This window comes from Desulfolithobacter sp. (assembly GCF_054025815.1).
In genome coordinates this window covers 11,758-38,160 of sequence record NZ_JBPMMS010000026.1, presented here as the reverse complement: position 1 = coordinate 38,160, position 26,403 = coordinate 11,758, and the positions used below count along the sequence as shown (strand labels likewise).

General features: G+C 56.2%; 22 protein-coding genes. 8 read left to right on the top strand and 14 right to left on the bottom strand.

Annotated features, from left to right (window positions below; genetic code table 11):
- Window positions 1-287: 287 nt before the first annotated feature.
- Window positions 288-2,276, bottom strand: a complete 1,989-nt coding sequence (locus ACXJJY_RS07235; protein WP_456386426.1) for a HAMP domain-containing methyl-accepting chemotaxis protein — start codon at window positions 2,274-2,276, stop codon at window positions 288-290.
- A 452-nt stretch (window positions 2,277-2,728) separates the two neighbouring features.
- Between ACXJJY_RS07235 and ACXJJY_RS07230 the strand changes: the two genes are divergently transcribed.
- The 7 genes from ACXJJY_RS07230 (at window position 2,729) to ACXJJY_RS07200 (ending at window position 12,789) form a co-directional block, all read left to right on the top strand.
- Entirely contained in the window at window positions 2,729-3,037 is a 309-nt protein-coding gene (locus ACXJJY_RS07230; RefSeq protein ID WP_456386424.1) for a c-type cytochrome, read from the top strand.
- Between the two features lie 73 nt (window positions 3,038-3,110).
- Entirely contained in the window at window positions 3,111-4,649 is a 1,539-nt protein-coding gene (locus tag ACXJJY_RS07225) for a putative porin (RefSeq protein ID WP_456386422.1), read from the top strand.
- A 407-nt stretch (window positions 4,650-5,056) separates the two neighbouring features.
- Window positions 5,057-6,286: a multiheme c-type cytochrome gene (locus tag ACXJJY_RS07220; RefSeq protein WP_456386420.1), complete on the top strand. Its 1,230-nt coding sequence runs from the start codon at window positions 5,057-5,059 to the stop codon at window positions 6,284-6,286.
- 4 nt (window positions 6,287-6,290) lie between these two features.
- Window positions 6,291-7,862 carry a formate dehydrogenase subunit gamma gene (locus tag ACXJJY_RS07215; protein WP_456386418.1) on the top strand — a complete coding sequence of 524 codons (1,572 nt, stop codon included), beginning with the start codon at window positions 6,291-6,293 and terminating at the stop codon, window positions 7,860-7,862.
- A complete protein-coding gene (locus ACXJJY_RS07210) occupies window positions 7,862-8,848 on the top strand; it encodes an NHL repeat-containing protein (RefSeq protein ID WP_456386479.1) in 987 nt (328 codons plus the stop codon). Before ACXJJY_RS07215 ends, ACXJJY_RS07210 begins: the two co-directional genes overlap by 1 nt.
- Complete coding sequence (locus ACXJJY_RS07205) at window positions 8,845-11,544, top strand: cytochrome c3 family protein (RefSeq protein WP_456386417.1); 2,700 nt, start codon at window positions 8,845-8,847, stop codon at window positions 11,542-11,544. The genes ACXJJY_RS07210 and ACXJJY_RS07205 overlap by 4 nt, the downstream gene beginning before the upstream one ends.
- A 48-nt stretch (window positions 11,545-11,592) precedes the next feature.
- On the top strand, window positions 11,593-12,789 hold the full coding sequence (locus ACXJJY_RS07200) for a hypothetical protein (protein ID WP_456386415.1): 1,197 nt from the start codon (window positions 11,593-11,595) through the stop codon (window positions 12,787-12,789).
- Between the two features lie 42 nt (window positions 12,790-12,831).
- Here ACXJJY_RS07200 and tilS read toward each other — a convergent pair whose 3' ends face one another.
- Entirely contained in the window at window positions 12,832-13,866 is a 1,035-nt protein-coding gene (tilS, locus tag ACXJJY_RS07195; RefSeq protein WP_456386413.1) for a tRNA lysidine(34) synthetase TilS, read from the bottom strand.
- Between the two features lie 124 nt (window positions 13,867-13,990).
- Here tilS and ACXJJY_RS07190 point away from each other — a divergent pair, with 124 nt between their 5' ends.
- Window positions 13,991-14,332: an Hpt domain-containing protein gene (locus ACXJJY_RS07190; protein ID WP_456386411.1), complete on the top strand. Its 342-nt coding sequence runs from the start codon at window positions 13,991-13,993 to the stop codon at window positions 14,330-14,332.
- A gap of 44 nt (window positions 14,333-14,376) precedes the next feature.
- Here the strand turns inward: ACXJJY_RS07190 and ACXJJY_RS07185 are convergent, their stop codons facing one another.
- The 12 genes from ACXJJY_RS07185 to ACXJJY_RS07130 form a co-directional block, all read right to left on the bottom strand.
- Window positions 14,377-15,264 (bottom strand): FAD/NAD(P)-binding protein, encoded by an 888-nt coding sequence (locus tag ACXJJY_RS07185; RefSeq protein ID WP_456386409.1) that lies wholly within the window; start codon window positions 15,262-15,264, stop codon window positions 14,377-14,379.
- 4 nt (window positions 15,265-15,268) lie between these two features.
- Entirely contained in the window at window positions 15,269-16,294 is a 1,026-nt protein-coding gene (locus ACXJJY_RS07180; RefSeq protein ID WP_456386407.1) for a 4Fe-4S dicluster domain-containing protein, read from the bottom strand.
- 2 nt (window positions 16,295-16,296) lie between these two features.
- Window positions 16,297-16,530 carry a hypothetical protein gene (locus tag ACXJJY_RS07175; RefSeq protein ID WP_456386405.1) on the bottom strand — a complete coding sequence of 78 codons (234 nt, stop codon included), beginning with the start codon at window positions 16,528-16,530 and terminating at the stop codon, window positions 16,297-16,299.
- A 119-nt stretch (window positions 16,531-16,649) separates the two neighbouring features.
- Window positions 16,650-17,642: a 4Fe-4S dicluster domain-containing protein gene (locus ACXJJY_RS07170; RefSeq protein ID WP_456386393.1), complete on the bottom strand. Its 993-nt coding sequence runs from the start codon at window positions 17,640-17,642 to the stop codon at window positions 16,650-16,652.
- Window positions 17,639-18,133, bottom strand: a complete 495-nt coding sequence (locus tag ACXJJY_RS07165) for a hydrogenase iron-sulfur subunit (protein WP_456386477.1) — start codon at window positions 18,131-18,133, stop codon at window positions 17,639-17,641. The genes ACXJJY_RS07170 and ACXJJY_RS07165 overlap by 4 nt, the downstream gene beginning before the upstream one ends.
- Window positions 18,093-21,107 (bottom strand): FAD-dependent oxidoreductase, encoded by a 3,015-nt coding sequence (locus tag ACXJJY_RS07160; protein ID WP_456386391.1) that lies wholly within the window; start codon window positions 21,105-21,107, stop codon window positions 18,093-18,095. Before ACXJJY_RS07160 ends, ACXJJY_RS07165 begins: the two co-directional genes overlap by 41 nt.
- Window positions 21,104-21,628: a heterodisulfide reductase-related iron-sulfur binding cluster gene (locus ACXJJY_RS07155; RefSeq protein ID WP_456386389.1), complete on the bottom strand. Its 525-nt coding sequence runs from the start codon at window positions 21,626-21,628 to the stop codon at window positions 21,104-21,106. The genes ACXJJY_RS07160 and ACXJJY_RS07155 overlap by 4 nt, the downstream gene beginning before the upstream one ends.
- A 6-nt stretch (window positions 21,629-21,634) precedes the next feature.
- Window positions 21,635-22,348 carry a 4Fe-4S dicluster domain-containing protein gene (locus ACXJJY_RS07150; protein WP_456386387.1) on the bottom strand — a complete coding sequence of 238 codons (714 nt, stop codon included), beginning with the start codon at window positions 22,346-22,348 and terminating at the stop codon, window positions 21,635-21,637.
- A gap of 123 nt (window positions 22,349-22,471) precedes the next feature.
- A complete protein-coding gene (mpl, locus tag ACXJJY_RS07145; protein WP_456386385.1) occupies window positions 22,472-23,920 on the bottom strand; it encodes a UDP-N-acetylmuramate:L-alanyl-gamma-D-glutamyl-meso-diaminopimelate ligase in 1,449 nt (482 codons plus the stop codon).
- Window positions 23,917-24,102 (bottom strand): hypothetical protein, encoded by a 186-nt coding sequence (locus ACXJJY_RS07140; RefSeq protein WP_456386384.1) that lies wholly within the window; start codon window positions 24,100-24,102, stop codon window positions 23,917-23,919. The genes mpl and ACXJJY_RS07140 overlap by 4 nt, the downstream gene beginning before the upstream one ends.
- A 235-nt stretch (window positions 24,103-24,337) precedes the next feature.
- A complete protein-coding gene (locus tag ACXJJY_RS07135; RefSeq protein ID WP_456386383.1) occupies window positions 24,338-24,937 on the bottom strand; it encodes a hypothetical protein in 600 nt (199 codons plus the stop codon).
- A 120-nt stretch (window positions 24,938-25,057) separates the two neighbouring features.
- Window positions 25,058-26,365 (bottom strand): inorganic phosphate transporter, encoded by a 1,308-nt coding sequence (locus ACXJJY_RS07130; RefSeq protein ID WP_456386381.1) that lies wholly within the window; start codon window positions 26,363-26,365, stop codon window positions 25,058-25,060.
- Between the last annotated feature and the right edge of the window lie 38 nt (window positions 26,366-26,403).

Here is a 26,403-nt window from a genome sequence, read left to right as displayed (position 1 = left end):
CTAAAGCAACACCAGTGCCAACTGGCAGAAAACAACCAATTCAATATAATATCAAATAGTTACGGGAAAGAAGAGACTCCCTCTATTGTTCGTCAAAATCGACAATCATGTCGAAGACAAGGCTCAATCCGTCGAAATGTCCTTTCCAGAGCCCAGGAACACAAACCCGCCGGCTGGAAAAATGTCCCGCAGGACAGAGCCCCGGGTTCATAACCAGAGGGCTGCGGGATTGACATTTCGACGACCGCAACAGGTGAAACAAGGTAAGTGGGCCTCATATATCAAGCTCAGACCTTGAATTGTCCAACCAGGTCCCTGAGACTGCGGGCCAGCCCGGCGAGCTCCTCCGAACTGTTTCGCACCTGTTCACTGTTACCGGCAAGGGCCAGTGCCGCCTCTGATACTTCGCCGATTTCTCCGGATATTTCTGCGGTTACCTGGGAGCTTTCCGCGACCCGTTCCGAAGTATCGGCAATGCCTGCAGAAGCCTGGTTTACATTGTCGGCGATCTCGCGGGTTGTGGCAGCCTGTTCCTCCACAGCAGTGGCAATCTTGACCACAATTTCCTCTACCTGGTCGATAACCCTGGCACTCTGCCCGATCTCGTCGGAAGTCTCCTGGGTGGTTTGTTGAATTTCGGCAATCTGCTCTTTTATGCGCTGGGTCGCCTCAGCGGTCTGCTTGGCCAGTTCCTTGATCTCATTGGCCACAACTGCAAAGCCCTTGCCCGCCTCACCAGCCCGGGCGGCCTCGATGGTAGCGTTCAGGGCCAGAAGATTTGTCTGCTCTGATATTTCGGTGATCACTTCGGTCACCATCCCAATTTCCTGTGCCTTACTGTTCAGGTTTTCTATTTTCTCCGATGTGATACTGGCATGTTCCACGGCCTGGCCGGTAATGGAGCGGGCCGTGGACGTATTGTCGGCAATCTCGGCCACAGTGCTGCTCATCTCCTCGGTGGCGGTGGCAACCAGGTTGACGTTGGCGGTCGTTTCCTCCATTGCCTGGGAAACCGTACCCATATTCTCGTTCAGAGACTGGGCAGCCCGGGCGACAACAGTGGATTTTCCTGATATCTCTTCAGTCTGACTGGACATGGACCTGGACAGATCGCCGAAACGGGCCGAAGTGCTGTTGACCGTGTCCGCGCCCGATATGACGTCCCGGATGATAAGCTGCAGTTTTTCAACAAAAGTATTGAACCAGGAAGCCAGCTCGCAAATCTCATCAGATCCCCGGACCGGCAACCGGTTGGTCAGGTCGGCGCCTCCACTGGCAATATCCTGGAGCTGTTTCGATACCCGGGATATCTTCAGCACCAACGCCTGGGCCACAGCATAACCGATAAGCAGCCCAGCCAATACGGCCACCACAGAAATAGAAACGATCATTGACTTGGCACGAGTCACCTGACCGGCAACGTCTTTTCTCGTCGTGTCCATGGAATCCCACCCGGAATCTGAGACCTGCCTGGACAAGGCAACAATTTCAGGGGCCAGCGGCAGAATGGTCCCTTCGATTTCGTCCCTCATCTTTTTCCGGATGGACCTGAGGCCGAGAAAGTTATCCCCGAAATCCTCGATGTTCCACATCTGGTTCTCGAAATCCTTATCCTTGATCTGTCCCAGTAACTCTCCGATCTCAAGCAGAATGCGGCCAGCCTCATCACCGGCTGCTTCATCCTGATTCTGCAGATATTTATTAACCAGAAGCACCACGTGATTAAACCCATCCATCACCCGATAGAGTACATCTGCCCGATGGGAGTCGGTCCGGTTTTTCTCCAGCAGGGTGAGCAGGTCGGCCTGGACAACATACGTGGACTCCATCAGTTTCCGGGTATTGCTGGACATGGCCTCGATACGGATAATCACGTTCTTGAACTTATCGATATATTCTCTGGATACCTCGGTTATCTTCCGGAGACGTTCCTTCTGATCCCGGCTCTGGATCTGACGTCCGGCCCGGGAGAGCAGCCTGTTCACCTCCTCACTGTAGGCCAGGGCCTGTTTCTTTGCCCGAGGATCCTGAAGATAAATAAATTTTTCCACAGAAGTCCGCATGGAAAGCACAGCCTGGCTGATATCACCAGCGCTTCGCACCTCGTTGGCGACCACATCGACAAGATAATAGACCCGCTCCGACAAAGATGAAAACTGATACAGGGCAATACCGCCAATGGTGGCAATAAACAAGGCCACAACAACATATCCGGCAAGAATCTTACCCCTGACTTTCAAACACATGACATCACGCAACGAACTTATTTTTTTCACAGTGACTCAACCTCTTGACTATCAGTTTCCATCCAGGCGAAGAAACGGATGGCGCCCGACCCGCCCCTCTGCGCACGAAAAAATAGACGAGATCTTCCCGTACACACAGTGTCGATGGCTGTTACGGCCAGTGCGGGCCGGCTATTCTGGTAAAATGACCTTGGGCCTGATGATACATACCCTGATGTAGGACAGGATCCTGAAGAAGGTTATACCACAGTTGTCTCCCATGACAAAGTTCGGAACGTTTTTTTTACCTGATTGACAATGGTTCTAACGGAGCCTGGGACCGGGGCTCCGGCACCTGCCCCTTCTTTCCGCCCCTTTGTCCGACAAAGAATTTTTTTGACTTTTTCTCGGCTGTTTTGATACTGTTTTTGCAGTGATCCGGAAATGGTTCCGGATCAAGTCATAACCAAATACCAAACAAGAACTTAACCGGGGGATCAGGTATGAGATTGTGTACTCTCTGGACAGTCATCCTGCTGGCTCTTGCCCTTACTCTACCAGCCTGGGCAGGAGACAACGAGGCGATCTTTGTCCAGAAATGTGGCAGTTGTCATCAAAAAGGAGGGCAGGCTGCGCCGGTAAATCCAGCAGACAAGGCCGGACTGGTATGGAAAAAGTATTTCAAACGGGGCCGTCATCCCGTGGACCTGACTGCCACGATAACTGATGCCGACATGGCTTCCATCCTCTCCTACCTCCAGGACCATGCGGCAGACAGCGACCACCCCGTGGCAGCGGCAATTCCAAAATAAACAGCACCAGGACCATAAACCAGGACAGCCCAGCCAGTTCGCTGTCCCATCGAAACGGATAGAGGAGGCAAACATGAAAAAAACCGTGCTCAGTATGGCCATGATGCTGGCCATGACTGCTGGAGCCCATGCCGGCGGAGGGGATACAGTCACAATTCCGGCCGAAGACTATAAAGCGATTCTGGAACGGCTCAATGCGCTCCAGAAACGGGTCGAATCCCTGGAATCAGGCAATAAGGCCCCGACCAATGCCAAATATGACAAACTGGCCAGAGATATAGACAACATTTACGATACCATGGACGAGCTTGAGACCAAGCAGATCAAAAACAAGCTCAACTTCGGTGCCGAGTTGCGGACAAGAGTGGACGGTTACAAGGCAAAAGACTACACCAGGGTCAACATGACCACTTTCCAAAACGGACTGGGTACAGGACTCACACCACAGCAGGCCCTGGCCGGTGCCATCGAGCAGGTGGACAAAACCACAGATTCCAACAACTGGACCAACAGGTTCAGGATCAACATGGATGCAAAAATCACCGACGGACTCTCTTTCCACGGCCGTCTCGCCATGTTCAAAAACTGGGCCGACAGCGACGACGGCACGGACAGCGGTCTCTTCAACGACTCAAACCGGGTTCAGCGGCCAAACAGCAGCAACCTGTGGGTGGATCGCGCCTATGTGGATTGGATACCACAGGGCTTGCCGTTTCCCCTTGCCATTACCGTCGGTCGTCATCCTTCCACCGAAGGGCCGCCATTTGAATTCAAGGAAAACCGACTGCGTCAGTCCACCTATCCATCACTCATCTTCGATGGCGAGGCGGATGGGATCGTCGCCACCATCGGCCTGGACCGTTATACCGGTCTGAAGGAAAACGGGCTGCGCTTTGCGTTTGGCAAAGCCTATCACAGCGACGATGACAACAATACCGGCAGCCCGTTCCCGTTTTTCGACGACGACGAAGCTGGAGACTCCACCATATTCGCCACCTTTTTCGAGACCCAGGTTCCTGGCCTCAAAGACAGCCTGCTGGTGCTCAGCTATGCTCATGTCTGGGATCTGCCCTTCTACCTCACCGGTCCGGAGCTGGCCGATACAGGCATAGCAAACACCGACCTGGGCGACCTGGACCTCTGGGGTGTCCATTTCCAGGCAAAGAATATCCGCGGCACTGGCCTTGACTTTTTCACCTCCTATGCCGGCAACTCATCAGACCCGAGCGGCAAAGCACCGATGGGGCTTTACGGCCTGCTATCGTGGGACGGCCAGGAAAGTCACACCGGTTACTCCTTGTATACCGGCTTCCGCTACACTCTGCCTTCAGACTGGCTGCGCGGAGCAAAATTCGGTTTTGAATACAATTATGGCTCCCAGTACTGGTTCAGCATGACCATGGGTACTCCGGACCTGTTCAACAAGCTGGCAACCAGGGGATCGGTCTATGATTTTTACTACATTCAACCGGTCAACAAGTACCTCTTCTTCCGCACAGGCTATATGCGGGTAAACTACGATTATACAGGCAGCGGACAGCACATGGGCCAGCCCATGCCCACGGATGCCAGCCTGGACAACTATTACCTGTTGATGGATGTCCACTTCTAACGTGTACACATCCAGATGGATGTCCGTCACACCCTGAAATTGAATCCACATACAGTACGTCAAGAGTTGACCGTGCCTGCCTCTACAACGCAGTAGCCCGGACTTCTGAACGCCATCATGTCCGGCTGCCCGGAAACCGGCTCCCCTTTCGCAGAGGAGCCGGTTTTTTTACCTTCCAGACCCTGCCCGGCGCACCTGTTCCCCCTGAACCTTCCCAACCTGCCACAAGAGACACATTGTGACCCTCCCCACGCAATTTCGAAATCTTGACCACAAAGGGGCACAGGTTTAGGAATGGCGAATTTTAGATTTTTCAACGCGTTCTTTTAGCCATTCCCCACTTATTATTCCATGACAGATGAGTATTATTTGATCAGGATACCAACCAGGAAGAACAGGAGAAAACCATGAACGTTGCGTACCTGGACATCACAGGCAGGGAAACAGTGCGAAAGAACAATCTTCCCTGGGTCATCCGGCTCTTTGTTATGATCATAATGCTGATCATGTGGACAGGATCCACCGGGTACGCGGCCGGAGCCGATGAGGAAGACTGCCTGATCTGCCACAAGTATCCCGGACTTGGACGAATCGACAAAAAGACCGGGCGGCTGCGAATTTTCTATGTCGCCGGCTCCAAGTTTCTCAACTCGGTTCACAGCCAGGTTCTCTGCCGAAACTGCCACCTCAACCTGGATGTCATCCCTCACAACGACGCCCAGAAGGTAAACTGCACCACCAAGTGCCATATCAAAGAGCCTTCCACAGGCAAGGAATTCTCCCATGACAAGATAAACGCCAAGCTGATCAACAGTGTCCACGGGAAGTATACAGAAGACAAGCCGAAAAAATATCCCGAAGACATGCCCGGCTGTACCGATTGTCACGTCAATGAAATCTATCAGCCGGTAAGCGATCTTACCACACTGAAATCAGGTATATCACTGAACGCCCTGCGCCGCTGCCTTGGCTGTCACGAAGACAAACAATGGACCAACCGGTTTTACAACCACTTCAGCCACCGCATGCATCGTTCCAAAACCTCTCTGGAAACCGTGAAACTCTGTCTCAACTGCCATCAGAACGGGGAGATGATGGCCCGCCACGGCCTTACGCCTACGGCCAATTACCAGGACACATACCACTGGAAAGCAGTGCTCTATGGAGATCCGAACGCTCCAGACTGTCTCAACTGTCACGCTCCAATCGGCTACACCGTTCATTCCATGGTCCCCTCTGACAGCCCCAACTCTCCTGTCAACAGGAAAAACCTGCGCCGCACTTGTGCCGGCGGGAACGGCACCCAGCAATGTCACCCTAATGCCACGGAAAAATTTGTCTCCGGAAAAATACACCGGACCGGTCTGGGCTTTGAAGAAACTGTCGCAGCCTTCGTCCGGGGAGAAAAAATCGCCGAAGACATTAACGCTCTAAAGAAAGAACGTCGATTCCGCACCCTGCTCGCCAAAAAAGATCTCTCCAAACTCAGCAAGCAGGAACTGTTCCAGCGAAAAATATACAGCCTGGTCAAATACGTCTACACTCTGTTGATCACTGTGGTTATTGGCGGCATGCTGGCCCACCAGATCATGGACTTCTACAGGACGGTGAAAAACAGGAAGAATCACGGGGAGTAGAGACATGAAAACAGATACCGACAACAGCACGACAGGTGGAAGCATGGAAAGCCAGGCACCGTATACTGACTATATCATTCGTCTCAACAGCCAGGAGAGACTGCAGCATCTGCTGACCTTTGCGACCTTCTTTATTCTGGTTATTACCGGTTTCATGCTCAAGATTCCAGAGACATGGATTCTTAAATTAGGCGAAACCGGCAAGGTAATCTTCGAGTACCGGGGCCTGCTGCACAGAATTTCCGGAGCAGTGATGATCATCGCGTCCCTGGCCCATGTCTGGTACATCATAACCAATCCGGATGGTCGATCCTTTCTTCGCGACATGATCCCCTGCTTCAAGGACGCAAAGGACATGGTCCAGAACCTGGCCTATTACCTCGGCATGCGGAAAGAACCTCCCGAGTTCGACCGGTTCGACTACAGAGAGAAGATGGAGTACTGGGCCCTGGTTGCAGGGACCATTATCATCTCCACCACCGGCGTGCTGCTCTGGACCGAGGAATACTGGTCAACCTTTGTGCTCGACCTTTCCATACTGATCCATGGCATGGAGGCGATACTTGCCACCCTGGCTATCATTGTCTGGCATTTTTACACGGTTCATTACAAGCCGGGAAAATTTCCCGGCTCCCGGGTCTGGATCGACGGCAAAATGCCCCTGCACGAACTCAAGGAAGAACACCCCCTTCAATTCACGAAAATGGTGGAAGAAGGCCTGATCGACCCGCGCGCTGCCGAAAATGTCGAACATGAACATCACAGCACCGGTCACACGCTCACCAAAGCCTTCACCGCGTTTTCCATGATAATCTGCCTGGTTTTTGCCGGCTGGCTGGTCAAACTGCTCTATTTTCCAACTCAGTACTCAACTGCCAATGCCACAGGAGTAATGGAAAAAAGTTTCTGGCTCATAAGCAGCAAAGACATGGCCGGCCATTTTCACGCTCTGGATGACAACATCAAGATGAAGCTTGGAAAACCGCCGGTATGTATTACCTGTCATGGGACCTATCCCCATTCCAAATCGCCGGACATCAGGTCTTTTCTCAATATGCATAACTACTTCATGGCCTGCGAGACCTGCCATATCCGTCTTGACCCCAATGATCCTAACCACCACTTTGCCTGGTTTGACAACAAAAGCGACAAACAGAGGGTAGGAAAACTGCGTGGTGAGGACGGGATTTTCGGCGCCCGGCTGGTGCCGGTGGTGGTGGAACCCGGTGGCAAGGCCCACCGTCTCGATCACCAGCTTGATGAAAAGCTGACCAGAGAATATATCGCCAAGGTGAACACCCTTTCGCCGGAAGAACAGGCCAAGGCCAAGGCTGTCCTGCATAAGAATATCTCCAAGAAACCGATCCAGTGCACGGAGTGCCACAGCCGACGCCCCTACATCGACTTTGTCGCAGTGGGCTACTCCAGGGCCAGAGCCGAAAGCCTCTACAGGACCGAAGTGGCGGACATGATCGACCGGTATATGAAATTCTACCTGCCGACCATGTTTGATCCGGACCTGATCAGGCAACAAAAGCTGCGGCAACTGCTTAAAGAAGACCGTTCAACCCAGTGATGAAGAATGCTACCAGAGGGCGACAGCGGCATAAACAGCTCAGAACTTTCCTGGCGCTGACCGGGCAACATGAACTCAGAAACATCGTCCCCTTCCTGTTTCTGGCCTGGCTGCTGCTGCCCTCTGCCCTTCTTGCCGCCACAGAGCAAGAATTTCAGGCAATCAGGTACCGTGAAGTTTACCGGATTTCTGACGCTTTCCACCTGCCAAGCGATGTGGGTGTTGACAGAGAGGGACGTGTCTTTGTCCTGGACGGAACCAGTGATCAGATCAGAATTTATGACCGTAACGGCTCCCATATCAAGGATCTGGGATTCTCCAATTTGCTCAACCAGCCGCTGGGACTGGACGTCTCTTCATCAGGAGATGTGGTGGTCGCAGATTCCGGTAACCATCGACTGATTTTCTTTTCGGCCACGAACAAGCCTCCCCGCATCTTCCCTCTTCCGCCTGCTGAAAACGGGGAGGCGGCCGATTGTTCGGATGTGTCCTTTGCACCGGATGGCGGTTTTGTGGTGGTGGACAACGACAACCATCGTGTCCTCAGGCTGGACAGAATGGGTATTCCCGTCTGGATCAAGGGGGTCATGGGCCGCAACCCCGGGGAGTTCCGCTATCCTTTTATGCTGAGCACGGACAGAGATGGGAAGAGCTATGTGGTTGAGGTCATCAACACCAGGGTACAGGTCCTGAACCCGGACGGCTCCTTTCACCACTTTATTGGCGGGTGGGGTATTGAACCGGGCCAGTTCTTCCGCCCCAAGGGTATCGCGATCAATCCCGACGGAGAAATCTTTGTTTCCGACAGTTATCTGGGAGTTGTCCAGGTCTTCAACCTTGACGGGGAACTGCAGGGAATCGTCAGCGACGCTTCGGGAAAAATCATAAAATTCACGACACCGGTCGGTCTGGCGGCCACACGAAAAAAACTCTACGTGGTGGAGATGTATAGCGGACAGGTCGTCATTCTTGAAAAGATGCGATGAATATCGCCAATTCACTCACCTCAACAGGATTTTTGCTTCTCGCAATTCTGTGTCTGAATGTTTCCCCGGCTTACCCCGCCGGCAACCTGACCCGGAATTCAGCCCGGGAATGCGCCATCTGTCATTTTCGCTGGATCGATCAGTTTGTCGAAGGACGTGGCACAGTGCTGACCCCTCTGGAAACCGAAGACGTGGCCGGAACTGAACTGATGTGTCTCAGCTGTCATGACGGGTCTACAGACGATTCAAGAAAAAAAGTCTGGATGCTCGATCGGCACAAAACAGGTATAATCCCCTCAAGCAGAGTCAAAATCCCCAAGCTCTTTCCCCTGTCCCATGATGGAAAAATTGTCTGCGCCACCTGTCATTCGGCCCACAGTGTACCCACTGATACATCCATTGAACGAACTATTTTCCTCCGCATCTCAAATAAAGACTCCATCATGTGTGAAATGTGTCACGTCAACAAGACAGACGCGAGCAGGAATCATCCCATGCACAAAGGAAAAACCATCCTGCCCGAGGTCCTTTTCAAGGCAGGCGCGGTTCCCGCGGCCAGGGATCCAAAACAGATAATCTGCGAAAGTTGTCATACAGCCCACGGAGGTAAAGAAAAGAACCTGGTTCTTGCGGCGAGCGATTCGACCCTTTGCGTTACCTGCCACGAAAACCGGATGGACCGGGAGAATACGCCCCGGACCAGCCGCACAAACCATCCTGTCGGGATCAGCATGAAGGAGGGCCGGCTTTCCCCGGACTCGGCTCTCTTCACCGGCCGGAACAACTCCGTGCAATGCCTCTCCTGCCACCTGATTCACCGGAAAAACAAAATCAACCAGCCTCCGCCACCCCAAACTGGTCCCAGCCGTTACGATTACATACTTGTTGAGCCTGAAAGCGACTCTCGGCTCTGCCTTCTCTGTCACCGGGAAAAGAATGGTGCCAGGAGTACTGTATCACGGTCAGGCAGCAATCATCCAATCCAAAAGTCCTTTAAACAGCCGCCGGGCACCATCCATTACTACGAAGGACCGGCCCACACTCTCCAGTGCCGAACCTGTCACAGGCCACACCAGGCCGCGGCCGGAAGCCGGACACTGGTCCTGCCTCTGAGCAAAGTCTGCACCTCCTGTCACACAGACAAAGCCATGGTGGCCGCGACAGACCATGATCTGCGAATAACGGCCCCGAAAAGCCAAAACCTGTTCAAACAGACTCCGGGGCAGGCCGGAGTCTGCTCTCCCTGCCATGTTCCCCACAACGGGGGTGACCGCTACCTCTGGGCCCGCACAACCGCGAAGCCGGGACCTGCTTCGGCTCTCTGCCTGGACTGTCATCGGGCAAAACGGGAAGCGGGCAAAAAAACCATCGGCAAATTCACCCATCCGGTCAATGTGGAATTCACGCGCAAGGTGGATTTGCCCCTGCCCAGGGGAAAAAACAACAAAAGACAAATCCAGTGCCACACCTGTCATGATCCTCACCAGTGGCGGCCCGGCGATCCGACAATTGGCCCGGGCCGCAACGAGGAGGGAAACACCTCAAGCAGCTTTCTCCGCAAAGCCTCGGGGAACTCCCCTTCCCTGTGCCAGACCTGTCATGAAAAAGAGCTGCTTGTCGTCAACACAGATCATGACCTGCATCTCACCGCACCAAAGGCAAAAAACATTGCTGGTCGAACTGTGATTCAGGACGGAATCTGCTCACCCTGCCACGTTGTCCACAACGGAACAGGACCAGGGCTCTGGGCCCGCACCCTGCCAAAATCACCATCTCGCTCGGATCTCTGCCGCAGCTGTCACCGGACCGATGGGGTGGCCGGGACAAAAACCACTGGCAGGAACAGCCATCCGGTCACAGTCCAGATGCAAAACAAGACCAGCCTGCCCCTTTATGGCAAAGGAAAAAGCAGCAAGAACATGGAGTGCGAAACCTGCCATAATCCCCATCAATGGCGCGGTGACCGGCCAACTGCCGGGCCGGGAAGAAAGGTGGAAGGAAATGAGGCAACCAGTTTCCTGCGCATTCCCAATCTGCAAAATCCGCTGCTGTGCCGGGAGTGTCACAGCCGGGAATATATGGTCACAGGTACGGATCATGACCTGCGCTATACCGCCCCGGACGCCAAAAACATGGGAGGCCGGAAAGCGGCGGACGGCTCGGCCTGCGCACCTTGTCACGGGATCCATAATGCCGCATACAAGATGGTGCTATGGAACTCTCCGCTCATGAAAGGCAGAAAAGGAGAAGACTTCATGGAAAAGGCCTGCTACGGGTGCCATAATCCAAGAGGGGCCGGGAAGGAGAAGCTTGTCCAGGTGGGTTCCCATCCAAGACGGATCTACTTCGGCTACCGGCTGCCCTATTCCTCGACCCGGTTCGATGATCCTTCCTCTCCCGATGGTATTCCTCTGTTCACCGCTGACGGCAGAACCGCGGTCACTGGAGAGATAAGCTGCCCCACCTGCCACGATCCCCATGTCTGGAAAGCGGGTCAAAGCAGCCCGGGTAATGGCCGCAATATTGAGGGCAGCCCGGTAAACAGCTTTCTGCGCAGGGAAGTGAGAAAAAAACTTTGCTATGAATGCCACGGAATGGGTACACTTTTCCTTTACAGGTATTATCATGTAATCAAGGAGCGTCAGAAGATCAAAGGAAACTACTCCCCTGGTTTTTCGACAAAACCTAAGTGGTAATCGGTCTGTACGGACAAATATGCAACATGAGCTGCCGGAGGGGGGAAGATGAAAGGGGCGGACATGGGTTGGATATGGAGGCTGTTTCTTCTCTCGCTGGTAGTTCTGACCGGAGTCCCGGTTCCGGCCGTATCTCAGCCGGAGACCGAGGAACCGCACGGGCGTCTGGGCTGCGAAAAATGTCACCGTAATGAACAAAACAAACCTCCGGCCGCTCTCCGGCCAGATGACTCCAGTGAAACGCTCTGCCGCCAATGCCACCCCAAGGTAAGCAGACTGCACTACAGGGGACTCAACCCTTTTCTGGATACCGCTGCGCGCGGCAAACAATTCTCCAGGGCTGCCAGCAAGCGCCCGTTCCTTTTCTGTCTCGACTGCCATGCCATTCATGACAGTGCCGAGAAAAAATTTCTCCTTTCAGGAATATATATGGAAAGAGCCGGCCGCAGCCGCAGTATCAACCCTCACTGGAAAGAATATCTCTGCCTCTGCTGCCACGAAACCACCCCGGCCAGGAATACGCCCCGGCTGAAAGAAAAAGGGGACCATAACCTGCTGTGCAACCGGTGCCACGGTACCCGCCATGCCCGATCAGACATCCACCCGGTCAATGTCAAGCCCTCTTCCATGGTCCAGATCCCCAAAGACATGCCCCTGCAAAATGGCAGCCTCTCCTGCAGTACGTGCCACGATGTCCGGCTGCAGATGGGTGCTCCGGCATCGAAAATGCTCCGCAAGAGGAACCCCGACTTTCTGCGCAGAGAGAACCTGTCCAGAAACAGTTTCTGTTTTCTCTGTCACCTGCGCGAGGCCTATCAGCGCATGAATCCCCATATCCAGCTTGATGAACAGGGAAACATCATCCAGGGCACATGCCTGTTCTGCCACACCACCAGGCCGGACGTAACCATCATGGGACTGCGGCATGTCCGCTTTATCACCAGGAACCCGGATGAATACTGTATCGGATGTCATCACGGATATACCCGTGCCCATCCGGCCGGGGTCGATCACCTGCGCCGCCCCTCCAGAAAGATACTTCGCGCAATTCAGACCTCGGTCAAAAGACTCGGTGTCGAGCTGCCACTGTACCGGGGCCGGATCATCTGCGCCACCTGCCACAATCCGCACCAGGAAGGAGTGCTCAAGATCAGGGCCTCGGCCGCAGGAGCGGAGCGGCCAAACAAACTGCGCCTGATGCCAGGCAACATGCAGTGCATCGGCTGCCACTGGAACAAAAAATGATCTGAAACATCCTGGCCGAAAAATCTTGCTCAGAGGGCAGGCTCAGGAAGACAGCCGGCCGCGCCAGCTACCTCGACCACGGGGGTAGGAAAAAACAAGGAGGTCACGCTTTACCTCGACCCGCAACCCCTGACTTAGATGCAGTTCACTGCCGGTCACACCCTGACGGGCCGCTGTAAGTACCATGATGATATGTTCATAGCGGGGCCTGGCGCCAAGTTCCCAGAGCAGTCTCTCTGCCAGCCTCCGCTGGAGAGCCGAATGGAGGAGACAGAAACCGCTGCGCTCAAGAAGATATCCCGGTTCACCGTCGTCCTGGACCGGATCGGCCCGCCGGACCAGCTGTTGCCAGACGCTTTCTGTCTGGCCATCAAGAAATGCCTCATCCTCGGCCAGATTTTCAGCCGTCTTGAGCAGGGCCTTACGAACCCCGGGATCATACTCCCGTTCGAGCAAAGGCAAAAGGTCGAGACGGATCCGGTTGCGAAGAAAACGGCGGTCCAGATTGCTGGAATCCTGACAGAAGGATATATTCCTGTCCTGGAGATAGTGAAGCAACTCTGCTTTGGGTGTCATCAGCAGGGGACGGATAATTCTGCCGCGCCGCATCCGCATGCCGGAAAGCCCGCAGCGTCCACTGCCCCTCAACAAACGAATCAGAACCTCCTCCACCTGGTCGTCCGCGGTATGGGCCACGACAAGACAGGAAGCCCTGTACCGGTCAGCCACCTCAGCCAGGGACTCGTAGCGCAACTCACGGGCCGCATGTTCCAGGGAAAGTCCCCGTTCTCTCGCACATTTCTCCGTGTCCACACAAACTGCCTCAAAAGGAAGGTCGAGGATACCGGCCGCCTGTTCCACGACCTGAGATTCAGCCGGGGTCTCCCCGGGCCGCAATCCGTGGTCCACATATACAGCGACGGGAAAACAGGGAAAAAAGCGACGCAAAGCATCCAGGAGATAAAGCAGGGCCATGGAATCAGGTCCACCGGAAACACCAACCACCAGGCGGTCATCCCGATCGAACAGCTTCTGATCAACGATGATCCGGTATATTTTCTGTTCCAGAGGATGCATAATTCATGGACTCACAGTTGAACAGAAGCTGGAAACAATATATCCTGGAATCGATCGTGTCCAGGCCCGGAGTCTCCTTTCGGTCGCTTGCCTGATCCTACCTTATAATTTACCGGAGCACACCATGGAAAGCGACGACTACCTGCAGACCATCCACGCCCATCTCCGCACATCCTACCTGCTGTCCGAGAAAAAAATCGCCTCGGTCATGCCCACCTTTGTCACCACCCTGACCTCCCATCTCCAGCGATTGGAAGAGGCTGCCAAAAGCGATGACCTGAAAACTCTCGGTAAGGCGGGACATACCATAAAGGGCGCCCTGCTCAACCTCGGGCTGAGGGATCTGGCCGACTTGGCCTTTCAGATCGAATGGGGGTGCAGCCAGGGCGACAGAGAAAAGGATTACAGAAAAATTGTCCGGGAAATCGGCACCGAGATCAGGAAAATCACCGGCGAACCAGGATAACAGAATTCCGGACAGTCCGGGATGATCAAGCCTGGAGCGGTATCTCAATACTCCACCGGCAACTGCAGGACCTCTGCCCTGGTGAAGACCGGTCCATCCTTGCAGACATAGACCGGACCGACGTTGCAGTGACCACAAACCCCCAGGCCGCATTTCATCCGGTTTTCAAACGACAGATAGACCTGATCGTTCTGCCACCCAAGCTCCTCCAGCGGTCCCATGGTGTACCTGATCATGACAGGTGGCCCGCAGATGAGGGCAACCGCATTTTCCGGAGAAGGCGCCACCTGGCCAACAATGGCAGGAACAAACCCCACCAGCCCGTCCCAGCCCGGTGCTTCCCGGTCGATGGTAACATGCATTTCCACGTCGTCCCGCGCACCCCAGGCATCCAGCTCTTTCCGATACAGGAGCATCCCCGGGCTTCTGGCGCCGTAGATGACCGTGATATTGCCATAATCCTTGCGGTGTTCCAGCATATGAAGCAGGGTGGAACGCAGGGCTGTGAAGGCGAACCCTCCACCAATAATAACGATGTTTTTCCCCCGGAGAGCACCATCCACGGGAAAACCGTTGCCCAGTGGACCCCGAAGGCCGATGCGGGCTCCCACGTCCAGCATGTGCAGGGCCGTTGTCACCTTACCGGCCCGATTAACCGTAAAAAGCAGCTCCTTTTCCCCGGGCGGGGAGGCGATACCGATGGGAATCTCACCCTGGCCGGCCAGAGAGAGCATGGCAAACTGACCCGGCACATGGGACCAGGCCCTGGCGTCTTCGTCTCTTTCAAAGGCCAGCCGGTAACTCTTCAGATTTCCGTCCTCACTCTCGACAATCACCTCGGTGATCCGGACCGGACAGGGGATATAGGGGTTGACCAGACCGGTTCCGGCAAGTTCCTCTGTGCCAGGACCGTGTACAGCACCTGTGCCCATTGTTCTACTCCACTGCCAGGAGGTCTCGCAGGACCCCGCGGATATCGATATTGACCGGACACTCGCGGATACACCGTCCACATCCAACACAGGAAAGCGGCCCGTACCGATCCGGGAAATACTTAAGTTTATGCAGAAACCGGTTGCGCACCCGCTGCACTTTCTGTCCGCGCGGATTATGACCTGAAGCATGGAGAGTGAAGAGCGGAAACATGCAGGAATCCCAGTACCGGATACGCTGTCCACTTCCGTGTACCACCTCGTCCTGGATATCAAAACAGTAGCAGGTGGGACAGAGAAAGGTGCAGATACCACAGTTCAGGCACGGCTGGGCAACCTGGTCCCAGAACGGGGCCTCGTAGAGGTCCATGAGCGGTTTTTCCGCAAGTACTGTCGCCGGATCCTGCACCGAACCGCCAAGGTCGGCCTCCTGCCTGCGCAGCTTGTCAAGCATTTCCTGCTCGTCATCACCGGCTGCCGGCAAGCCGGCCCCGGCCAGCAGTTCCTCGCCCCTCCGGGTCAGAGTTTCCAGAACAATGCCATGATCCAGTTCGGTCAGGAGGATATCGAGCCCATCGGTACCCAGGGGGGAGCCCCCGGTCCAGGTGCAGAAACAGGTGGTGCTCCTGGTGCGGCAGCCGAGGCCCACGAGGATCGTCCTGGCGCGGGCGGCCTGGTAATAGGGATCCTCCCGGTACACCATGTTGTTCAACTCCACGCTGCGGCCATCACAGGGCCGGACCCCGAGCAGGATACGGCCTCGCCCCCCATCCGCCGGTATCTGGCAGTACGGCCCCTCCCTGTCCGCGGTGGAAAACAGCGCCAGCACCTCAGGTTGGGGAAAAAAGAACCGTTTGACACTGTTCGCCGGCAGTCCCGGAGCCAGCTCCGGAAACCTCTTCCGGGTCAGCAGGGTCCAGTCCGGAACCACTCCATGGTTCCCGTCCAGGGGGGCAAAGAGATCAAAATTCCGTCGCCACCGTCGGACCAGATCATCCAGGTCCGCCTGACTTACCCGGTACAAAGACACCTTCAGTGCTCCTCCCCGGAGTCCACATTGCGCCTCGTCCGGATCTTGTCAAACAACCCGAAAAAAAGGCAGCCGTAATAGATGGAGGTCAGCAGTACTCCTCCGGCAGCCAGGCCGTCGATGGCCCGTTCAAAAGGAGTGGCGATTTCGGCGGCAACCCGAATATTGATGATAAAGCCGATCAGGCCAATGGCAAGCCACCACCAAGGCACATCGTATTTCTTATAGCGACTCATAGCTCCTTTCCTTCCTGCGGCCGGCATGACCGAATCATTGCCTGCCCGATGCCAGCCGTACGCAAAACAATATATTTCCTGCCGGTCCACAGCCCCGGCAGAGCATTCCCGGCCCCGACTCACCCTCTCAACATGAAATCCTGCGGATCATCCAGGCCATAGGTGGCCAGAGGCTGGGCCTGGCCGGGATCCATTCCCGCCTCGGTACCAAACAGGGCCAGTACATCCTTTTCCAGTTTGCGGGTAAAAAGCCGCATGCGGATTCCCATGGGGCAGGCCGCCTCGCAGGCTCCACAATCAGTACAGCGACCCGCACAATGGTAAGCGCGCAGGATATGAAACAGCGAAACATCCACCGGATCCAGGCTTTTTCCCACCCATTGAGGCCGGGACTCATCGACAAAACAGGTGGGGCAGTAGCACAGCGGACAGGCGTTGCGGCAGGCGTAACAGCGGATACAATTTGCGATTTCGCCCTGAAACCAATGGTAACGCTCCTCCGCTGTCATGCGCTCTACCTTCTCGATCTGGTCAAACCTGTCGGCCACCGGTTTCCTGGAGGAATGCGGTGTGAGCATCTCGTCAAAGAGAACCGGATCCGGGTGAGAACAGGTCCGGCAGTTGTCCCGCACCACACTCCAGCGGCTGACTGTTTCGGAAAAACCTGGCCCACTGACCACGAACTCGTGCTCCTTTTCCTCCACCCGGGTAATCTCCCGGCCAGAAAAAAGAGCCCGTACCCTGCGGGGAAGAACCATGCCGCGGCTGGCGATGCCGACGATATGAAGCTGCTCCCGGCTGAGCTGGTTTTCCTGGATCTGGAGCACTATGTTCCGGGACCAGCAGCCCGTGGCCACAACTCCGACCCGCACCTTGCCTTCCCTGGACAGGGTCTGAACCAGTTCGGGCAGAAAGTTGGCCGGATTGAGAACACAGAATGAGTTCCAGACAAGCTGCCTGGCTTCTTCGGGAGTGCGGGCGACCAGGAGCCGCATGACCATGGGCACTGTGCCGGTGGTAAAGCCGACAAAGGCATCCACCGTACCCGCTGCCAGCAGATCCCCGGCCCGCTCCCTGAGAGCCCGGGTAATAGTTTCGTTTAGCTGACTCACTCTCCAGATCCATCCGGTAGGTGTTTGACAAAACGGGTGGCCGGCCCCAGGCCACGGACCCGATCGGTAACCTCGCGGACGACAGCAGCGAACTGCTCACCTTCCGAAGCTGATATCCAGGTGAAATGCAGTCGATCCGACTCCAGACCGACAAACTCAAGCAGTTTTTTTAGCAGCACAAACCGCCGCCGGGCGTGGTAATTGCCGGACTGGTAATGGCAGTCACCGGGATGACAGCCAGAGACAAGCACACCGTCCGCCCCGCTGCGGATGGCAGCAAGGATCAGGTTGGCGCTGATCCGACCCGAACAGGGCACCTTGATGATACGAATACTTGGCGGATACTGCAAGCGGCTTATTCCGGCGAGGTCGGCGCCGGCATAACTGCACCAGGTACAGAGAAAGGCTATTATTTTTGGTTCGAAGCTCAAGGTTTCATCCACACAGTTCTTATGACAGGGCCGCCTCCACCGCGGCCATGAGCTGCTCATCATTGCCGTTTTTGAGCGAAATGGCCCCGGAACGGCAACCGGCCACACAGGCTCCGCAGCCCTTGCACAGGCTGGCATTGACCACGACCCGCCCCGACTCATCCTCCAGAATAACCGCCGCATAGGGACAAACCTGAACACAGAGCCCGCACCCCACGCATTTACCAGCCTGGACCTCGGCGGTCAAAGATTCGGCCGGCACCGCGTCGTGGGCCAGAATCCGCCCGGCCCTGGCCGCGGCGGCCTTGGCCTGGACAATGGTCTCATCCACCGGTTTGGGATAATGACAGAGTCCGGCCAGAAAAACACCGTCGGTGGCAAAATCCACCGGCCGGAGCTTCATGTGGGCCTCAAGGAGGAACCCGTCCTCATTGACCGCGCACTTATACAGTTTCGCCACCGCACCGGTCTGTTCCCGGGGAACCACCGCCGTGGCCAGGATCAGTAGATCGGGATGAAGGAGGATTTCCCGACCCAGGATCGGGTCACGAACCACCACCTGCAGAGTTCCCTCACTCTCATCCACCCGGGGCAGGTGATCAAGGTCATAGCGGACAAAGACAATGCCCGCCGCCCGGGCCTCCTGGTAGAGATGCTCCCGCTGGCCATAGGTTCGGATATCGCGGTACAGCATGATGATATCCATCTCCGGCCGGAGTTCCCTGAGCTTGAGCGCCTGGTCGATGGCATGGGTACAGCAGACCCGGCTGCACCAGGGCCGCTCCGCAATCCGGGAACCAACACAGTGGATGAACACCGCCTGGCCGGCGCCGACGATCTGTTCCGGCTCATCCATGATTTTCCGGTCCATTTCCAGCAGGGTATGGACACAGGGATGGCGGCCATAGAGATACTCGGCGGGCTGATACGGTTTGCCACCGGTAGCCAGCACGGTAACCCCGTGTTCCAGAACCTGGCCATCGGCGAGCATGGTCTTGAACCGGCCCACACTGCCGGAGGCCTCCACCACCTCTGTCCCGGTTTTCAGGGTGATGTCCGGGTGGTTCTCCGCCCGGGCGCAGAGAGATTCCAGCCAGGGCTGGACCCGGCTGCCCTGCCTGGTCCGAAACAGCGACCATGCCTGACCTCCGGGTCGCGAGTCCCGCTCCACCAGGGTCACCGGGTAGCCCTGATCGGCCAGGGAAAGAGCCGCTGTGAGGCCGGCGACTCCGGCCCCGACCACCAGAACGGACTTGTTCACCGCCACCCGGTTTTCCGGCAGCGGCTGCCGGTACCGAACCCGGGCCACGGCCATGCGTACCAGATCCTTGGCCTTCTCGGTCGCCGCCCCGGGCTGGTTCTGATGGACCCAGGAATCCTGGTCGCGGATATTGGCCATCTCGAAGAGGTACCGGTTGATACCGGCCTCCCGCAGGGTTTCCTGGAACAAACCCTCATGGGTCCGGGGCGAACAGGAGGCCACCACCACCCGGTTGAGGCGCTGGTCGCGGATGGTGGAGGCCATCTGGTCGATGGTGTCCTGGGAACAGGAAAAAAGATTGTTGTGACTGTAGACCACCCCGGGCAGGGTGGCGGCATACTCGGTCACCGCGGTCACATCCACCACCGAGGCGATGTTGATCCCGCAGGAACAGACAAAGACCCCGATCCGCGGCGGTTCAGCAAAGACGTCGCGTTCCCCGGGATACTGCGGATGCCTGGTTTCGGTCCAGCGGGCAGCGCTCAAATCGAGCTGTACCTCAAGGGCGGCGCCGCTGGCTTCCATGACCGACTGGGGAATATCCTTTGGTTCGGCGGCCGCACCGCAGACATACACCCCGGGCCTGCTGGTGGCCAGCGGGGAAAAATCCGTGGTGGCGATGAAATTATCGCGGTCAAGTTCGACCCCGAGATCACCGGCCAGGGCCACCACCTGCGGATCCATTTCCAGGCCTACCGACAGGATCACCAGCTCAAACTCCCGGTCATGGAGCTTCCCCTGTTCATCGGCCCAGTGCAACCGGAGATTACCGTTTCCAGCCGGATGCACGGTGTGGATCCGCGCCCGGTAAAATTCTGCGCCGCTGGAGCTGGCCCGCTGATAATAGTCTTCAAACTCCTTGCCATGGGTCCGCATGTCCATGAAGAAAATGGCGCTCTCCAACCTCCCGGCCGCGTGCTCCCGGGCAATGATCGCCTGTTTGATGGCGTACATGCAGCAGACCGACGAACAGTACCCGTGGCAGGCCCGGTTGATATCCCGGGAACCCACACATTGCAACCAGGCGATCCGGCGGGGTTCGCTCCCGTCCGAGGGCCGTTTGAGCTGCCCCATGGTGGGGCCGGAGGGGCTGAGAAGCCGCTCGAACTCCATGGAGGTGACCACGTTGTCCAGCCGACCATAGCCGGTGTAGTCCAGCACCCCGGGATCAAAGGGTTTGAAACCGGGGCTCAGGATCACCGAGCCCACCTCCAGATGGTAGGTCCTGGGATGGTCGTCGAAGTTAATGGCGTCGGCCGGGCACTCCCGGGCGCAGAACCCGCAGCGGCCGGGTTTTTTCAGATAAATACAGGCCTCGGGATCCAGGACATACTTGAGCGGTACGGCCTGCGGGTACTGCAGGTAGACGGCTTTGCGCCGGTTCAGACCCAGGTTGAAGCCGGACTCGACCTTTTTAGGACAGACCTCGGCACATTGGCCACAGGCTATGCAGCGGTCCGGATCCACGTAGCGCGGCTGCTGAACTACGGTGGCCGTGAAATGTCCAGGCTCGCCGACAAGTCCGGTCAACTCGGAAAGAATCAGCAGATTGATATTGAGATGGCGACCGCACTCCACCAGCTTCGGGGAAAGGATACAGGCCGAGCAGTCATTGGTGGGAAAGGTCTTGTCCAGCTGAGACATGATTCCGCCAATGGCGGGCGAACGCTCCACCAGGTGAACCAGGAAACCGGAATCAGCAAGATCCAGGGCCGCCTGTACCCCGGCGATGCCACCGCCGACAATGAGGACTGAACCGGACAGTCTGCTCATCCTTTCTGCCCCCGGTTTTTTCGTTTCATGGCCTTGACGATCCAGTTCCAGAGATGGGTGGTCTGCCACGTTCCGCCGTAATGCTCGCAGATGTCCATGATCTGCCCATGGCAGTTGTGGCAGGGAGTGATCACCACATCGGCACCGGTGGCCTTGAGCTGATCGAATTTGTAGCGGCCATAGGCCCGTCGGTTGGCGACAAAACCAGCCTGCAAGGCGCCGCCTCCGCCACCACAGCAGTAATTATTTGATTTTGTCGGCCAGGGTTCGACGTAGTTGTCCTCCCCGGCCACCGCCCGGACGACAAAGCGCAAATCCTCGGCCACCGGATCGCCCAGCCCCTGGCGGACCAGCTTGCACGGATCCTGGACCGTGAACTTGAGCCCCCTGGTATTCCAGGAAGAATCCACCACCAGCCGTCCCTCCCGGATCCAGCGGGCATAGAGGGAGATAATGGAGACAAACTCGAAATTGTGGGGAATGTTGAAACGGCGCAACCCCTCCAGGGTCGCAAAGTACATGTGGCCTCACTCGGTGTTTATGTAGGTGGCGCACCCCAGGGCGTCGACGGTCTCGGCCTGTTTGCGGACCGTGTATTCCCAGTCTTCCGGGTCACCGGTGAACAGGCAGTAGTTGGCCCCGTCCCACCACCTTGACGAGTAGGTCCAGTCGATCCCCACCTCATGGAGAATCTTCCACAGCGGTACCATTTCCTCGGGTTCCACCGTGGGTTCCTTGGCATTCTGGTTGAGGTAGAAACGGGCACCCTTTTTATCGATCGGCGCCTGGAGATCGGCCCATTCCGGTTCCTGCTCCCGAACCTCTTCCAGGACATCGCCCACCACCCAGACAAAATCGTCGTCCGGGATTCCGGTGGAATTGGACTGTTTCTGGAGATCGCAGGAGCGCTGGAGGTTGCGGGGCCGCTGGTCCCTGGGGCGCATGCCCCGGACCTGGTAAACAATACGCCCCACATCAATACCCATGGGACAGACATACCGGCACCGCATGCAGTTGGTGCAGGCATAGATCCAGTTGGTGGAAAGAATTTCCTCATCCTGACCAAGAACCAGCAGACGCAGGAATTTCCGCGGATCCAGCCCCTCCAGCCCGGTTGCCGGGCAGCCGCTGGCACAGAGACCACAGGTAAGACAGTAATCGATACGGATGTCAGGTACTGCCTGGCGGACCTGCTCCCTGACCCTGGCCCGTATCTGCTGGAGATCAACAACGGTGCTCATGACCCTTCCCGGGCTGAAAAATTTTGAATGAAAAGCTGCAGTACGAACATCAACCTATCGACGGGTATTACCCACAACGTACCGTAGTGTCAAGAAAATTGGAATGACACATCTCACACCCCGTTAAGTGCGTTCCTTTTGCAGCGCTTTCAGCAATCGCTGATGGATTCCGTCAAAACCGCCATTGGATAAAATGGCCACCACATCACCGGATCGACAGTCCCGGACCAGGGCTTCGATGATCGCCCCGGTATCCGGAAAACAGCGGGCCTGCAGACCCTGTTGACAAAGATCCTTGACCAGTCGGACAGAAGAAAACTGATCCTCCGGCAGCACCCCCTGCAGCGGAACATGCTCCCGGACAAACACCAGGTCGGCGGATGCAAAGGAGGTGGCATAGTCTTTTTGAAACACTGTCCGTCGACTGGAATTGGTCCGCGGCTCAAAGACAACCACCAGCCGTCTGTCCGGCCAGGCCCTGGCCAGAGCATCCACAGTTTCACGCACCGCGGTGGGATGATGGGCAAAATCGTCGATCACCGTAATACCGTCGACCTCGCCCCGGACCTGTTGCCGACGCCGCACACCTTCAAACGAGGCCAGACCGCTGCGAATCTCCAGATATTCGAAACCAAGATGATCCATGAGCGCGATCACGGCTGAAGCATTGAGGACGTTATGCCGGCCGGGCATGGAGAGAGCATAATCTGAACTATTTCCCTTTCCGAAAAGCTGAAAATGACTTGTCAGTCCATCGGCCCTGAACTGCTCGACCCTCCAGTCATTATCAGGTCCGAAGCCATAGGTTATCACAGTCCCCCGGCACTGACCGGCGACTTCCCGGGCCACCGGATCGTCTCCATGAACCACCAGCACGCCGTCTTCAGGTATCAGGGATACAAAGCGGACAAAGGAGTTCCTGATAGCCGCCAGATCGGTAAAGATATCGGCGTGATCGAACTCGATGGAGGTAAGGATGGCGCCCCGGGGACGGTAATGGAGAAACTTCGATCCCTTGTCAAAGAAGGCGGTGTCGTACTCGTCTCCCTCAACCACGAAATACTCGCCCTGACCCAGATGGAAGTTGCTGCCAAAGGCCTCGACAATGCCGCCGATCATGAATCCCGGATCTGATCCGGACCGGAACAGGGTCGTGGCCAGCAGGGAAGATGTGGTGGTCTTGCCGTGGGTCCCGGCGACCACCAGCGGCTTCGCATGACCGAGAAAGAAATGGCCAAGGGCCTGGGGCATGGAGACATAGGGAATCCCCAGCTCGGCGAGGGCCAGGGCCTCTTCGAAAACTGCCCGGATCACGTTGCCGACCACCACCAGGTCCGGGCGCATCTCCAGGTTTTCACGTCCATACCCTTCCATGACCGGAATCGCCCTGGAGGCCAGAAAATCGGACATGGGAGGATACACATTCTGGTCCGAACCTGTAACCCGGAAGCCGCGTTCCTGGAGCATGCCTGCCAGCGCAGCCATGCCGGTGCCACAGATCCCCATGATATGAATATGCTCCACATGATCCGGCACTTGATTGAGGGCCGGATCGAGCCTGGCCTCTTTCACAGGTTCCTGGCCGAGCGCTTGACCGTCTCAAAGACCCGCTCATAGGTCTCCTCGAAGTTGGCCGGCGTCAACCTTCCGACCTCGATAAACTTGACCACGATCTCTTTTGTGACCTTGAACACAGCCTCATCGGTCACCGGCCGGTTGGCCATGCAAGGCTGTCCCTTCTTCATGTCTGTCATCTGTTCTCTCTTAAGGATACAAATAATAAAAAACCCCTGCCACGAGGGAAGAAGGCCAATTCTATACCAGGTGTGACAGGGGTCTTTATTCTCTCACGGGAAAAACTTATGCAGCACTCCCCGGGAGAACCAGTATCGGTCATGGCAAAGCCTGAAATCCGGCCAGGCCGCGATGAACAGAACCTGAACCTCGCTCCCATTCCGCATGGGGGCTTTCACCTTCAAAGGACATCAATCAATACTTTTCCAGCAGACCAAAATCAATGGCACCGGCATAGGTCAACAGATCTTCACGCTTGACGCCATCTCCGACTACCGTAACCATAAACTTGTTGCCAACGACCATGCTTACCTCTCCTGTCTGATCTCCTCCATCATATTTCACGATGGCTTTGTGCCCCTTGATTATCTGCAGGGATCCACCGTCTGCTCCGGCAAACATGGGATTGTTGACCATCATCATCATCGACTGCATCAGGGGAGAATCGGTAACGATACTGACAACCACCTCCGCGTCTCCCCTGGTGTATGTCCGACTCACGGTCACACCTCCCCCGAACATTGCCGATCCGACCGCCTGGGCCGAGGCTTGCTCGGCCTGCCAGCCAGCCATGGGTTCAGGAAGGGCCTCCTGGATCTTCCGGCCCTTCTTCTGGCGGATCATCTGTGCGGCGTAATCAAGGTTGGAAGCAGCCCCGGCATAATCTCCCTGTTCATACTGGTGGACCGCCTGTTTGATGATAGACACCACTTCATCACCGGAAGCGGCCGCATTGTCGGCAAACGGGAAGGTTCCAAACCAGAGGCAAAGAAATGCAGCAAAAACTCTTTTCATCTTGATCTCCTTAAAACCTTGGCATGAACGAAAACTTTAGAACAGCCACCACAACAGAAGGGATACCAAAGCCAGCATCGCGTGTCAAGCAGGGAGGCCTGAGGCTTCTGAGTAAAGGATCTATCCTGTTATGGCAGCACGAAGGGAATCGAAAAAGAGGGCCTTACCCACCATGAAAAAGAATATCGACATGAGAGCGGCCGCAGGCACCGTGAACAGCCAGGACCCGAAAATGGAAGTCACGATGCGCCGATTGATACCACCAAGACCACGGGCAAGCCCTATACCAAGGATCGCTCCTACCAGGGTATGGGTGGTGGAAACCGGCAGGGAAAGACGGGTGCAGACCAGGACAGTGGTCGTGGCGGCAATATCGGCGGCCACACCACGGGACGGAGTTATCTCGGTGATCTTGGTTCCAACAGTCATCATAACCCGGTAACCATAGGTGGCCAGGCCAAGCACGATCCCCATGCCGCCCAGGGCAAGGATCCAGAGAGGCACCGGAACCTTCATATCAATGGTACCGGTTTTGAGGACATGGACAATTGCTGCCAGCGGGCCAACGGAGTTAGCCACGTCGTTGGCACCGTGGGCAAAGGCGACCGAGCAGGAGCTGATGATGACCAGGGGGACAAAAACCCGCTCCACCGCTTCAAGCTGGTTGCCCAGAGACTCCTCTTCCAGGCCCTGGAGCCTGGCGCGAATCAGGAAATAGGAAACCACGGACGCTACCAGCGAAACCCCAAGAGACAGGGCCAGGGCCCGAGTATCGGTAAGCCAGTGAATATTTTTGATGACATGCTTAAGTCCTTTATAAATGGTGGCCAGCAGAACGACGACGGTCATCAGAAAGACAATATAGGGCATATGGCGGATCGCCGCCCTGGCCGGCTGTTCCTTGCCGAGAATGGACCTGGAAATATAATTAAATATTAAAAATGCCATGATGCCGCCGGCCAGGGGCGAGATAAACCATGAAGCGACTATCTGTCCCATCTTGGTCCAGTTGACGGCCTGCCAGCCAGCAGCCACGACTCCGAAACCGGCCACCGCCCCGACGATGGAATGAGTGGTGGAGACGGGCATACCGTACATGGTGGAAAGGTTGAGCCAGAAAGCGGCCGAGAGCAGGGCCGCCGACATGCCGATAACCAGGATCACCGCCGCATCCTCCGGAGCCATACCGGGGATGGAGGCGAGCATGGCCGGATCGACAATCCCCTTGCGCACCGTGTTGGTAACATGGGATCCGACCAGAACTGCGCCGGCGAACTCGCAGATTCCAGCGGCAATGACAGCGTTACGGATGGAGATGGATCCGGAGCCAACCGCATCGGCCATGGAATTAGCCACATCGTTGGCACCGATATTCCAGGCCATGTAGAGACCAAGGAGAGCTGTCAGACAGATAATCAAGATATCCATTTATCCCGGTTCCTGGAAAATAAATAAAAAAAAGCTCC